Source organism: Pseudomonas sp. P179, assembly GCF_000478485.2.
GTDB classification, from domain to species: Bacteria; Pseudomonadota; Gammaproteobacteria; order Pseudomonadales; family Pseudomonadaceae; genus Pseudomonas; species Pseudomonas aeruginosa.
Genome location: NZ_KI517354.1, coordinates 3,414,320 through 3,426,845 on the forward strand (window position 1 = coordinate 3,414,320; position 12,526 = coordinate 3,426,845).

Annotated in this window: 13 protein-coding genes; 9 read left to right on the top strand and 4 right to left on the bottom strand. The window is 68.3% G+C overall.

What is annotated here, in order from left to right:
* Positions 1 to 9 precede the first annotated feature (9 nt).
* The 3 genes from HMPREF1224_RS28285 to HMPREF1224_RS28295 all read right to left on the bottom strand — a co-directional run bounded on the left by HMPREF1224_RS28285 (position 10) and on the right by HMPREF1224_RS28295 (position 2,336).
* On the bottom strand, positions 10 to 540 hold the full coding sequence (locus HMPREF1224_RS28285) for a DUF5943 domain-containing protein (RefSeq protein WP_003107282.1): 531 nt from the start codon (positions 538 to 540) through the stop codon (positions 10 to 12).
* A 126-nt stretch (positions 541 to 666) separates the two neighbouring features.
* Positions 667 to 1,644: a dipeptidase gene (locus tag HMPREF1224_RS28290; RefSeq protein ID WP_003106042.1), complete on the bottom strand. Its 978-nt coding sequence runs from the start codon at positions 1,642 to 1,644 to the stop codon at positions 667 to 669.
* A gap of 221 nt (positions 1,645 to 1,865) precedes the next feature.
* Positions 1,866 to 2,336, bottom strand: coding sequence for a nuclear transport factor 2 family protein (locus HMPREF1224_RS28295; protein ID WP_003106041.1), 471 nt, complete (start codon positions 2,334 to 2,336; stop codon positions 1,866 to 1,868).
* A gap of 154 nt (positions 2,337 to 2,490) precedes the next feature.
* Here HMPREF1224_RS28295 and cls point away from each other — a divergent pair, with 154 nt between their 5' ends.
* The 5 genes from cls to argE all read left to right on the top strand — a co-directional run bounded on the left by cls (position 2,491) and on the right by argE (position 7,930).
* Positions 2,491 to 3,963 (top strand): cardiolipin synthase, encoded by a 1,473-nt coding sequence (gene cls / locus HMPREF1224_RS28300; protein WP_003121332.1) that lies wholly within the window; start codon positions 2,491 to 2,493, stop codon positions 3,961 to 3,963.
* A gap of 293 nt (positions 3,964 to 4,256) precedes the next feature.
* On the top strand, positions 4,257 to 5,609 hold the full coding sequence (locus HMPREF1224_RS28305; RefSeq protein ID WP_010793633.1) for a flavin-containing monooxygenase: 1,353 nt from the start codon (positions 4,257 to 4,259) through the stop codon (positions 5,607 to 5,609).
* Positions 5,609 to 6,031 (top strand): RidA family protein, encoded by a 423-nt coding sequence (locus tag HMPREF1224_RS28310; RefSeq protein WP_003096732.1) that lies wholly within the window; start codon positions 5,609 to 5,611, stop codon positions 6,029 to 6,031. The genes HMPREF1224_RS28305 and HMPREF1224_RS28310 overlap by 1 nt, the downstream gene beginning before the upstream one ends.
* A 13-nt stretch (positions 6,032 to 6,044) precedes the next feature.
* On the top strand, positions 6,045 to 6,719 hold the full coding sequence (locus tag HMPREF1224_RS28315) for a DUF1028 domain-containing protein (protein ID WP_003106037.1): 675 nt from the start codon (positions 6,045 to 6,047) through the stop codon (positions 6,717 to 6,719).
* A 56-nt stretch (positions 6,720 to 6,775) separates the two neighbouring features.
* Positions 6,776 to 7,930 carry an acetylornithine deacetylase gene (argE, locus tag HMPREF1224_RS28320; RefSeq protein ID WP_010793634.1) on the top strand — a complete coding sequence of 385 codons (1,155 nt, stop codon included), beginning with the start codon at positions 6,776 to 6,778 and terminating at the stop codon, positions 7,928 to 7,930.
* Here the strand turns inward: argE and cdhR are convergent.
* On the bottom strand, positions 7,860 to 8,870 hold the full coding sequence (cdhR, locus tag HMPREF1224_RS28325) for an HTH-type transcriptional regulator CdhR (protein ID WP_003114442.1): 1,011 nt from the start codon (positions 8,868 to 8,870) through the stop codon (positions 7,860 to 7,862). The genes argE and cdhR overlap by 71 nt on opposite strands.
* Positions 8,871 to 9,080: 210 nt before the next feature.
* Between cdhR and HMPREF1224_RS28330 the strand changes: the two genes are divergently transcribed.
* The 4 genes from HMPREF1224_RS28330 (at position 9,081) to HMPREF1224_RS28345 (ending at position 12,522) form a co-directional block, all read left to right on the top strand.
* On the top strand, positions 9,081 to 10,019 hold the full coding sequence (locus HMPREF1224_RS28330) for a choline ABC transporter substrate-binding protein (RefSeq protein ID WP_003096718.1): 939 nt from the start codon (positions 9,081 to 9,083) through the stop codon (positions 10,017 to 10,019).
* A gap of 72 nt (positions 10,020 to 10,091) precedes the next feature.
* Complete coding sequence (locus tag HMPREF1224_RS28335) at positions 10,092 to 10,976, top strand: 3-dehydrocarnitine:acetyl-CoA trimethylamine transferase CdhC (RefSeq protein ID WP_003096716.1); 885 nt, start codon at positions 10,092 to 10,094, stop codon at positions 10,974 to 10,976.
* Between the two features lie 50 nt (positions 10,977 to 11,026).
* Positions 11,027 to 11,992, top strand: coding sequence for an L-carnitine dehydrogenase (locus HMPREF1224_RS28340; RefSeq protein WP_003096713.1), 966 nt, complete (start codon positions 11,027 to 11,029; stop codon positions 11,990 to 11,992).
* Positions 11,993 to 12,042: 50 nt separating this feature from the next.
* Positions 12,043 to 12,522: a thioesterase family protein gene (locus tag HMPREF1224_RS28345; RefSeq protein ID WP_003117175.1), complete on the top strand. Its 480-nt coding sequence runs from the start codon at positions 12,043 to 12,045 to the stop codon at positions 12,520 to 12,522.
* Positions 12,523 to 12,526: the final 4 nt, after the last annotated feature.

The window sequence follows — 12,526 nt, forward strand, 5'->3', positions numbered from 1 at the left end:
TTCCTCGGCTTACAGGGGTTTGACGACGAACAGGCCGTCTTCGTGACCGTCCTCGGCGCCGCTGTAGACCTGTTCGGCCACGGTGCGCAGGCTGCTGCCACGGGCGGCGAGGATCTGGTCCATGGCGCCGGCGAACCAGCCGGTGAACATGTAATCGACCTTGCGATTGACCTTGCCGTAGACGTAGACGAAGGCGGAGTGCCGCAGGCGGACCTCGGCGGTGCCTTCCTCGAGGTTGATCCGCTCGATCTCGAACAGGCCCCAGCCGCGCTGGGACAGGCGCTTCATGTAGTGCTCGAACACCGCCACGCCCTCCAGGCCGTGACATTCGGCTTCCTTCTCGCACCAGTGCCAGGCGGACTTGTAGCCGGCCTTGTAGAGGATCTCGGCGTAGGCGTCGGCGCCCAGCACTTCCTCGATGCCCATGTGGTTGTTGACGAAGAAATGTCGCGGTACGTAGAGCATCGGCAGGGCGTCGGTGGTCCAGACGCCGGTCTCGCTGTCGACCTCGATGGGCAGTTGGGGGGCATGTTTGGCCATGGTGTAAGCTCCGATTCTTTTGACTCCCTCTCTCCCTTCAGGGAGAGAGGCGGGGAGAGGGAAGATGGGTGCGATGCAATGCCGCTCCCTTGAGGAAGAGGCGACGAGTCGGGAGTGGGCCGGGAGTTACTCGCCCCAGACGTCGCGCAGGACCCTTACCCAGTTCTCGCCCATCACCTTGCGCACCACGCGCTCGGGCATGCCGCGCTCGAGCAGGGTCTCGGTGAGGTTGGGGAATTCGCCGACGGTGCGGATGCCCAGCGGGTTGACGATCTTGCCGAAGTTGGTCAGGCGCCGGGCGTAGCCCTTGTCGTGGGTCAGCCACTCGAAGAAGTCGTGGCCGTGGCCCTGGGTGAAATCGGTGCCGATGCCGATGGCGTCCTCGCCGACGATGTTCATCACGTACTCGATGGCCTCGGCGTAGTCGTCGATGGTCGAGTCGATGCCTTTCTTGAGGAACGGCGCGAACATGGTCACACCGACGAAGCCGCCATGATCGGCGATGAACTTCAGCTCCTCGTCGGACTTGTTGCGCGGGTGTTCCTTGAGGCCGGACGGCAGGCAGTGGGAGTAGCAGACCGGCTTCTTCGATTCGAGGATGACCTCTTCGGAAGTCTTGCTGCCGACGTGGGAGAGGTCGCACATGATGCCGACCCGGTTCATCTCCGCGACGATCTCCCGACCGAAGCCGGAGAGCCCGCCGTCACGCTCGTAGCAGCCGGTGCCGACCAGGTTCTGGGTGTTGTAGCACATCTGCACGATGCCCACGCCGAGCTGCTTGAACACCTCGACGTAGCCGATCTGGTCCTCGAATGCGTGGGCATTCTGGAAACCGTAGAGGATGCCGGTCTTGCCCTGCTCCTTGGCCTTGCGGATGTCCGCGGTGCTGCGCACCGGGATCACCAGGTCGCTGTTGTCGCGGATCAGCTTGTTGCTGGCGACGATATTGTTCACCGTCGCCTGGAAGCCTTCCCATACCGATACGGTGCAATTGGCGGCGGTCAGGCCGCCCTTGCGCATGTCCTCGAACAGTTCGCGGTTCCACTTGGCGATGATCAGACCGTCGATGACGATGCTGTCGGCGTGCAATTCGGCTGGGCTCATCTGGCATACCCCTTTCAGGCTGGGCGCGCCGGGACTTGTGCCGACGCTTTGGGGGCAGCATATCGTCGGGGCCCGGCGCGACCCGGCCCGAAAACGACCAGGGTCGTGCCGAAAGCGTCAAGCGTGCGACCGCAACGACGGAGGGCAATGTCGCGGATGGAACAGGCGCTGGCCGCCCGGGGCCGGCAACGGGGAGTGCGCGCGCCCCTGCCGGCGCGGGTTCAGAGGCCGAGTTCGCCGAGCGACGGATGGTTGTCCGGCCGGCGCCCCAGCGGCCAGCGGAACAGCCGCTGGTCCTCGCGGATCGGCAGGTCGTTGATGCTGGCGTGACGTTCGTACATCAATCCCTGCTCGTCGAACGCCCAGTTCTCGTTGCCGTAGGAGCGGAACCAGTTGCCCGAGTCGTCGTGCCATTCATAGGCGAAGCGCACGGCGATGCGGTTGCCGGTAAACGCCCAGAGTTCCTTGATCAGCCGGTACTCCTGCTCGCGCTGCCACTTGCCGCTGAGGAATTCGACGATCCGCTCGCGGCCGCGGACGAAGGTCGAGCGATTGCGCCAGACGCTGTCGGGACTGTAGGCCAGCGAGACGCGCTGCGGGTCGCGGCTGTTCCAGCCGTCCTCGGCGGCGCGGACCTTCTGCGCGGCGGTTTCGGCGGTGAAGGGGGGAAGCGGGGGACGGACGTCGCTCATGGCGGGCTCCTCGGTCTGCGGTGGTTTTCGATGGGAACAGCGTAGGGCAGGGCGAGCGCGGCCGAATGACGTCGATCCCACGGATCCTGCCAATCCCGCCTCGCCCCCCTGGCTGTTTGCCAGGCTGGCCAGACCTACCCCGGAGAGGGCTATGATGGCCGCCACCGGAGTGGACAAGGATCGACCTCGCGCAATGACCTCCACCACCTACCTCGGCCTGCTGCTGGTCGGTATCCAGGTACTCGGCTTCGTCGCCGCCATCCATGCCGTGCTCACCGTGCGCACCGCCCAGGGCGCGATCGCCTGGGCCACCTCGTTGGTATTCATGCCGTACCTGACCCTGCTGCCGTACCTGGTGTTCGGTCGCAGCCGTTTCGACGCCTACATCGAGGCGCGGCGCCAGGCCAACCGCGAGATGCACCTGGCGGCCGCCGAGCTGGACTGGCGTCCCTGGGTCGAGGAGGCCCTGGCGGCCCGCCAGGTCAGCGGCTACAAGGGGCTCAAGGCGCTGGTGCGGATGACCCGCACGCCGACCCTGGCGAACAACCGGGTGCGCCTGCTGGTCAACGGCGAGGCCAGCTTCGAGGCGATGTTCAAGGCGATTTCCGCCGCCCGCCAGGTGATCCTGGTGCAGTTCTTCATCGTCCGCGACGACGCCCTCGGCCAGCGCCTCCAGCAACTGCTGCTGGAACGTGCGGCCAACGGCGTCGAGGTGTTCTTCCTCTATGACGCCATCGGCAGCCACGCGCTGCCGCACCGCTATGTCGAGCGGCTGCGCCAGGGCGGCGTGCAGATGCATGGCTTCAGCACCGGCAGCGGCATGCTCAACCGCTTCCAGGTGAATTTCCGCAACCACCGCAAGGTCGTGGTGGTGGATGGCGAGTGCGGTTTCGTCGGCGGGCACAACGTCGGCGTCGAGTACCTCGGCGAGAAGCCGCCGCTGGCGCCCTGGCGCGACACCCACATGGAACTGCGCGGGCCGGCGGTGGCGTGCCTGCAGGAAAGCTTCGCCGAGGACTGGTACTGGGCGACCCACAGCCTGCCGCCGCTGATCCTGCCGCCGCAGTACGACAGCGAGGGCGCGCTCTGCCAGGTAGTCGCCAGCGGTCCGGCGGATGCCCAGGAAACCTGCTCGCTGTTCTTCGTCGAGATGATCAACGCCGCCCACGAGCGGGTCTGGATCACCTCGCCGTATTTCGTTCCCGACGAAGCGGTGATGGCCGCCCTGCGCCTGGCGGTGCTGCGCGGCGTCGACGTGCGCCTGCTGATACCCTCGCGCCCGGACCACCGCACGGTGTATGCCGCGTCCAGCCTCTACGCGCTGGAGGCGATCCGTGCCGGGGTCAAGGTGTTCCGCTACCAGCCCGGCTTCCTCCACCAGAAGGTGGTGCTGGTGGACCGCGACACCGCCGCCGTCGGCAGCGCCAACCTGGACAACCGTTCGTTCCGGCTGAATTTCGAGGTGATGGTGGTGACCGTCGACGAGGGCTTCGCCGGCGAGGTGGAGGCGATGCTCGAGGCGGACTTCGCCGAGTCGCTCGAATTCACTCCGGAAGACCGCCGCAGCGTGCGCCGCCTGCAGCAACTGGGGATGCGCGTGGCGCGGCTGGTCTCGCCGATCCTCTGAAAACCTTCGCGAACTCTGTACGTCGGCAAAACCGCGTTGGAAACGGCTTCGGAAAGCTCGGTTGCCGTTCGGGGACTCCGCTTCCCCGTTCGTTTTCGCCCGGTTTCTCCAGCTCGCCAGTTCGTCGGCAGGTCCTGAGCGACGCCTCTGCCGCCCGCCGACCGCGCGGGCGTGCAGCTTTTCCCTAGCCAGCGACTACAAAAATCATAATTTCGCTATTCCCCGGCTCTGAACAGAATGCGGCCATCACGCAACCGCAGAACAAGAACGACCAGAGTCCGAGGAACCGAGCCATGACCGACCTGAATCGCACCGCCTTGCCCCCGCGCACGGACGGGACCGTGGAAAAGACCGACACCCTCGTCGTCGGCGCCGGCCAGGCCGGCGTGGCGATGAGCGAGCACCTGAGCCGGCTCGGCGTGCCGCACCTGGTCCTGGAGCGCAACCGCATCGCCGAGGCCTGGCGCAGCGGACGCTGGGATTCGCTGGTGGCCAACGGCCCGGCCTGGCACGACCGCTTCCCGGGAATGGAATTCGACATCGATCCCGACGGTTTCCCCGGCAAGGACCAGGTGGCGGCCTATTTCGAGGCCTACGCGAAGAAATTCGACGCGCCGATCCGTACCGGCGTCGAGGTGAGGAAGGTGGTGCGCAATGTCGGCCGCCCCGGCTTCACCGTGGACACCTCCGCAGGGACCATCGAGGCCAACCGCGTGGTCGCCGCCACTGGCCCGTTCCAGCGTCCGGTGATCCCGCCGATCGCGCCGCGCGACGAGCGTATCCGGCAGATCCACTCGGCCCACTACTACAACCCGCAGCAGCTGCCCGAAGGTGCGGTACTGGTGGTCGGCGCCGGTTCGTCGGGGGTACAGATCGCCGACGAGCTGCAACGTGCCGGGCGCCAGGTCTACCTCTCGGTGGGCGCTCATGACCGTCCGCCGCGTTCCTACCGCAACCGCGACTTCTGCTGGTGGCTGGGCGTGCTCGGCGAATGGGATGCGGAAGTCGCCAAGCCCGGGCGCGAGCATGTGACCATCGCCGTGAGCGGTGCCCGCGGCGGACATACCGTGGACTTCCGCGCCCTGGCGCATCAGGGCGTGACCCTGGTCGGACTGACTGAATCCTTCGTCGACGGCGTCGCGACCTTCCGGCCGGACCTGGCGGAGAACCTGGCGCGCGGCGACGAGAACTACCTGGCGTTGCTCGACGCCGCCGACGCCTATATCGCCCGCAACGGCCTTGACCTGCCGGAAGAGCCCGAGGCGCGCCGCCGGCTGCCGGACCCGCAGTGCGTGACCGATCCGATCCTCGAACTGGACCTGGCCGAGGCCGGGGTGGGCAGCATCATCTGGGCCACCGGCTATGCCGTCGACTTCGGCTGGCTGCAGGTCGATGCCTTCGACCGCGACGGCAAGCCGCGCCACCAGCGTGGCGTGTCCAGCGAACCCGGCGTGTATTTCATCGGCCTGCCCTGGCTGTCGCGGCGCGGCTCCTCGTTCATCTGGGGCGTCTGGCACGACGCGCGCCATGTCGCCGACCACATCGCCATCCAGCGCAAGTACCTCGCATACCGCGACGCCGCCCAGCGCCAGGAACAGGACCGCGCCTCGCAAGCTCCGCAAACCAGCCTCCAGGAAGTCAGCTGATGCCTACCCATACCCGCATTCGCATGTTCAACACCAAGGACACCTACCCCAACCAGTCCCTGGACAACGATCTCTGCCAGGCCGTGCGCGCCGGCAACACGGTGTACGTGCGCGGCCAGGTCGGCACCGACTTCGACGGCAACCTGGTCGGCCTCGGCGACCCGCGCGCCCAGGCCGAGCAGGCGATGAAGAACGTCAAGCAACTGCTTGAGGAAGCCGGCAGCGACCTCTCGCACATCGTCAAGACCACCACCTACCTGATCGATCCGCGCTACCGCGAGCCGGTCTATCGCGAAGTCGGCAAGTGGCTCAAAGGGGTGTTCCCGATCTCCACCGGACTGGTGGTCTCGGCCCTCGGCCAGCCGCAGTGGCTGATGGAGATCGACGTGATCGCGGTGATTCCCGACGACTGGCAGCAATGAGGAGGCGCGCGCCATGACCTTTTCCATCGTCGGCCGCTGCGCCGAAACCGGCCAGCTGGGCATCGCCATCAGCTCGTCGAGCATCGCCGTCGGCGCCCGTTGTCCCTGGCTGCGCGCCGGCACCGGCGCGGTGGCTACGCAGAACATCACCCTGCCGGCGCTCGGCCCGCAGATCCTCGACCGCCTCGACCAGGGCCTGGCCCCTGGCGAAGCGCTGGACCAGGCGCTGAGCAGCAACGGCTATGGCCAGTATCGCCAGGTCACGGTGATCGACCAGCACGGCCGCACCGCGTTGTTCACCGGCCGCGAGGCGCTCGGCGTCCACCATGCGCGGGCCGGCGAACAATGCGTGGCGGCCGGCAACCTGCTGGCCGCGCCGGAAGTGATCGAGGCGATGGTGGATGCCTTCGAGAACGCCGAAGGCCTGCTCGCCGAGCGCCTGCTGGCGGCGATGCGTGCCGCGCTGGCCGCTGGTGGCGAAGCCGGGCCGGTGCATTCGGCGGCGCTGTCGGTGGTCGGCGACCTGCTCTGGCCGGTGGTCGACCTGCGCGTCGACTGGGCCGAGCACGACCCCATCGGCCAGCTCGAGCGACTGTGGCTCGCCTACAAGCCGCAGATGCAGGACTATGTGACCCGCGCCCTCGACCCGACCCGTGCGCCGAGCTACGGCGTGCCCGGCGACGAGTGAGCGGGTCGTTCCCTTCCTCGACGGCGCAGCGCGAGACCTGCGCCCTGGAGCCCGACATGCCCGGCAGCCGCGACATCCTCGCCGACCTGGTGGCCTTCGACACCGTCAGCCGCGAGTCCAACCTGGCGCTGATCGACTACGTCCGCGACTACCTGGCGGGTTTCGGCGTCGACAGCGAACTGTTCTTCGACGCCGACGGCCGCAAGGCCAATCTCTATGCCACCATCGGCCCCAGCGACCGTGGCGGCGTCTGCCTTTCCGGGCATACCGACGTGGTGCCGGCGGACGGCCAGGCCTGGAGCGTGCCGCCGTTCCGGCTCAGCGAGCGCGATGGCCGCCTCTACGGGCGTGGCACGGCGGACATGAAGGGCTACCTGGCCTGCGTGCTGGCGGCCGTCCCGGCGTTCCTCGCCGCGCCGTTGCGCCTGCCGGTGCACCTGGCGTTCTCCTACGACGAGGAAGTCGGCTGCCTGGGCGTCCGTTCGCTGCTCGCGGCGCTGGAGCGGCGTCCGCACAAGCCGTTGCTGTGCATCATCGGCGAGCCCACCGAGCTGAAGCCGGTGCTCGGCCACAAGGGCAAGCTGGCCATGCGCTGCGAGGTGCACGGCGCGGCCTGCCATTCGGCCTACGCGCCGCAGGGGGTGAATGCCATCGAATACGCCGCGCGGCTGATCGGCCGCCTCGGCGAGATCGGCGCGCGCCTGGCGGTGCCGGAGCGCCACGACCGGCGTTTCGACCCGCCCTACTCGACGGTGCAGACCGGACTGATCCAGGGCGGCCGGGCGCTGAACATCGTGCCCGCCGAGTGCCGCTTCGACTTCGAGGTCCGCGCGCTGCCGGCGGACGACCCGCGGCAGGTCGCCGAGGAACTCCGCGACTATGCCGAAAGCGAACTGCTGCCGCGGATGCGCGCGGTGGAGCGAAGTACCGATATCCGCTTCACGCCGCTATCGGCCTATCCCGGCCTGCTCACCGCAGACGACAGCCAGGCGGCGGAGCTGATCGGCCTGCTCAGCGGTTCGACGGATTTCTCCACCGTGGCCTTCGGCACCGAGGGCGGGCTGTTCCAGCAGGCCGGTATCCCGGCGGTGATCTGCGGTCCCGGCAGCATGGACCAGGGCCACAAGCCGGACGAGTTCGTCAGCCTCGCTCAGCTCGAGGCGTGCGATGCCCTGCTGGCGCGCCTGGCGGCGTGGCTGCGGGAGCCTTGAGCGGCAGCACCGCGCGATCCTGGCTGGGACTGGCGGCGAAGCGCGCGCGGTAGCTGCGGGAGAAGTACGACGGCGACTCGAAGCCGCAGGCCAGGCTCACCTGTAGCACGCTGAGGTCGGTCTGGCGCAGCAACTGGCGGGCCTTGTCCAGGCGCAGGCCGAGGTAGAAGTTCGAGGGCGTGTCGTCCAGGTGCACGCGGAACAGCCGTTCCAGCTGGCGGCGGGTGACCTGGATGCGCTCGGCCAGCTCCAGGGTGGTCAGTGGCGGCTCGGTATGCCGCTCCATCTCGCCGATCACCTGCACCAGCTTGCGGTTGCTCACGCCATAGCGGGTCGCCACCTGCAGGCGCTGGTGGTCCTGGCGCGGGCGGATGCGGCCGAGCACGAACTGCTCGGAAACCTGCACCGCCAGTTGCGGACCGTGGGCCTGGGCGATCAGGTCGAGCATCAGGTCGATGGAGGCGGTGCCGCCGGCCGAGGTGATGCGCGGACCGTCGATCTCGAACAGCTCCTGGGTCACGCTCAGTTGCGGGTAGGACTCCTGGAAGGCGTCGATGGCTTCCCAGTGCAGGGTCGCGCGGCGCCCGTCGAGCAGACCGGCCTCGGCCAGCACCACGCTGCCGGTATCGATGCCACCGAGGGTCACGCCGTTGCGATCGAGCTTGCGCAGCCACTGCACCAGTGCCGGGGTGACCGCCCGCAGCGGCTCGAAACCGGCCACCACGAACAGCAGGTCGCCTTTCTTCAACGGCTCCAGCGCGCCGTCGCTGTTCACCGACATGCCATTGCTGGCCAGCACCGGACCGCCGTCGGCGCTGAGCACGTGCCAGCGGTAGAGGTCGGCGTGGAAGCGGTTGGCCACTCGCAGTGGCTCCACGGCGGAAACGAAGCCCATTACCGAGAAGCCGGGCAGCAGGAGAAACCAGAAGTCCTGGGACATGGGGCGCTCCGGGGTTGAGGTTGCGCAGCCTGTGTGTAGCGCAGGCCCGCCGCGCTTGGCAATGGCCAGGTCGCTGCAGTGCAAGAGCTGGTCGCCGCAGTGCGCTTCGCCGCCGTCCCGGCTGCGTACCTTGGTCGCCAGGGTCGGTCTCGCAAGGGGCCGGCGCCCACCTCGCAGAAAAACAATCAATAGCCGCACGAGGGGAGACCGATGAAGACGACGATTCGCCAGCTGGGCTGCGCCCTGCTGATCCTGGCCAGTGGCGCCGCCCTGGCCGCCGAACCCGAGCAGTGCCGCACGGTGCGCCTGGGCACGGTGAACTGGACCGACGTGGTCGCCAGCAGCGCCGTGGCCGAGGCCTTGCTCGACGGCCTGGGCTACCAGGTGAAGCAGACCAGCGCCTCGCAACAGATCGTCCTGGCCGGCCTGGCCGACAAGCAGCTGGACCTGTTCCTCGGCTACTGGCAACCGACCATGCAGCCGGTCGCCAGGCCTTACCTGGACAAAGGCCGGATCGAAGTGATCGAGCCGCCGACCCTGGCCGACGCGCAGTCCACCTATGCGGTGCCGAGCTACGTCGCCGAGGGCGGGCTGAAGACCTTCGCCGACATCGCCCGCTTCAAGGACAAGCTTGGCGGCCGCATCTACGCTATCGAGCCGGGCAGCGGCTCGAACCGCATCACCCGGAAGATGATCGACGACAACCGTTTCGGCCTGAAGGGCTTCCAGCTGGTGGAGTCCAGCGAGGCCGGGATGCTCACGGCGGTGAAGCGGGCGATCAAGCGCAAGCAGTGGGTGGTGTTCTTCGGCTGGAAGCCGCATCCGATGAACCTGCAGATCGACATGACCTACCTCACCGGCAGCGAGGATGTGTTCGGTCCCGACGAAGGCGCGGCCACCGTCTCCACCATGACCGCCGCCGGCTACCAGGCGCAGTGCGGCAATGTCGCCCGGCTGCTGCACAACCTGCGCTTCAGCAGCGCCCAGGTCAGCCAGGTGATGGCGCCGATCCTCGATCGCACCCAGCCCCTCGACGCCGCGCGGCAGTGGCTGAAGGCCAACCCCGAGCCGCTGAAGGCCTGGCTGGATGGCGTGAGCACCTTCGACGGCAAGGACGGCCTGGCCGCGCTCCAGGCCTCGCTGAAGTAACCCGCACCTATCCGTTCCGCCCGGCGCGGCCGGGCGGGGCTTCGTACACCCCGAATACAGGAAGCTACCACCGTGAACCATGAAGTCATCGTCACCTGCGCGGTGACCGGCGCCGGCGATACCGTCGGCCGGCATCCGGCGATCCCGGTCACTCCGAAACAGATTGCCGAGGCCGCCATCGAGGCGGCCAGGGCCGGCGCCACCGTCGCCCACTGCCATGTCCGCGACCCCGCCACCGGCAAGCCCAGCCGCGACGTGGCACTGTACCGTGAAGTGGTCGAGCGTATCCGCGAAAGCGACACCGACGTGATCATCAACCTCACCGCCGGCATGGGCGGCGACCTGGAGATCGGCAAGGGCGAGCAGCCCCTGGAGTTCGGTGCCGGCACCGACCTGGTCGGCCCGCTGGAGCGGCTCAGGCATGTCGAGGAGCTGCTGCCGGAAATCTGCACCCTGGACTGCGGCACCCTCAATTTCGGCGACGGCGACTACATCTACGTCTCCACCCCTGCGCAACTGCGCGCCGGCGCCCGGCGCATCACCGAGCTGGGGGTCAAGGCCGAGCTGGAAATCTTCGATACCGGCCACCTCTGGTTCGCCAAGCAGATGCTCAAGGAAGGGCTGCTGGAGGATCCGCTGTTCCAGATCTGCCTGGGCATTCCCTGGGGCGCGCCGGCCGATACCACGACCATGAAGGCGATGGCCGACAACCTGCCGCCGGGGGCGACCTGGGCCGGCTTCGGCATCGGCCGCACGCAGATGCCGATGGTCGCCCAGGCCATGTTGCTGGGCGGCAACGTGCGGGTCGGCCTGGAGGACAACATCTGGCTGGACAAGGGCGTGCCGGCGAGCAACGGCAGCCTGGTGGAGCGCGCCATCGAGATCATCGAGCGCCTCGGCGGGCGCGCCCTGAGCCCGGCGGAAGGGCGCCGCAGGATGAACCTGAAGCCGCGCTGATTTCTTCCTCCCCGCCCCGTCGGGGGCGGGAACAACTTCTGGAGATGTCCATGTCCTTCGTCACCGAGATCAAGACCTTCGCCGCCCTCGGTAGCGGCGTCATCGGCAGCGGCTGGATCGCCCGCGCCCTGGCCCACGGCCTCGACGTCGTCGCCTGGGATCCGGCGCCGGGCGCCGAAGCGGCGTTGCGCGCGCGCGTCGCCAATGCCTGGCCGGCCTTGCGGAAACAGGGCCTGGCGCCCGGCGCGGCGCAGGAGCGCCTGCGCTTCGTCGCGAGCATCGAGGAATGCGTGGGCGACGCCGATTTCATCCAGGAGAGCGCCCCCGAGCGGCTCGACCTGAAGCTCGACCTGCACGCCAGGATCAGCGCCGCGGCGCGGCCCGACGTGCTGATCGGTTCCTCCACCTCGGGCCTGCTGCCCAGCGAGTTCTACGCCGAGGCGAGCCACCCCGAGCGCTGCCTGGTCGGCCACCCGTTCAACCCGGTCTACCTGCTGCCGCTGGTGGAGGTGGTCGGCGGCGAACGCACCGCTGCCGAGGCCGTGCGGGCGGCGATGCGGGTCTACGAATCGCTGGGCATGCGTCCGCTGCACGTACGCAAGGAAGTGCCCGGCTTCATCGCCGACCGCTTGCTCGAGGCGCTCTGGCGCGAGGCGCTGCACCTGGTCAACGACGGCGTGGCCACGACCGGCGAGATCGACGATGCGATCCGCTTCGGCGCCGGCCTGCGCTGGTCGTTCATGGGCACCTTCCTGACCTACACCCTGGCCGGTGGCAACGCCGGCATGCGCCACTTCATGGCGCAGTTCGGCCCGGCGCTGCAATTGCCCTGGACCTACCTGCCGGCGCCGGAACTCACCGAGGCCCTGATCGACCGGGTGGTGGAGGGCACCGCCGAGCAGCAGGGCGCGCGCAGCATCGCCGAGCTCGAGCGCTACCGCGACGACTGCCTGCTGGCGGTGCTCGGGGCGATCAGGGAAACCAAGGCCCGGCACGGCTTCGCCTTCGCCGAGTGACATGACGCGCCTTCCGCCCCGCCGGGCGTAGCGCAACCACGGAGCCTGCCATGAGCCAAGTCCTGACGACCTACGAGACGCCGGTCCTGCCCGAGTGGGTGGACTACAACGGCCACTTGCGCGATGCGTTCTACCTGCTGGTGTTCAGCTACGCCACCGATGCGCTGATGGCGCATATCGGCCTGGACAGCCAGAACCGCGACGCCAGCGGACACTCGCTGTTCACCCTGGAATGCCACCTGAACTTCCTCCATGAGGTGAAGGAGGGCGCCAGGGTCGAGGTGCGTACGCAACTGCTCGGTCACGATCGCAAGCGCCTGCATATCCACCATGCCCTGTACCTGCCTGGCAGCGGGCAGGCGCTGGCGCTGAGCGAGCAGATGCTGCTCCACGTCAGCCTCGACGGCCCGCGCTCGGTACCGTTCGAAGGCGAGGTGCTGGCGCGGGTCGAGGCGCTCGCCGAGGCACATCGCGCGCTCCCCGTGCCGGAAGGTGTCGGTCGGGTGATCGGCCTGCCGCCGGTGCGCTGAGCGC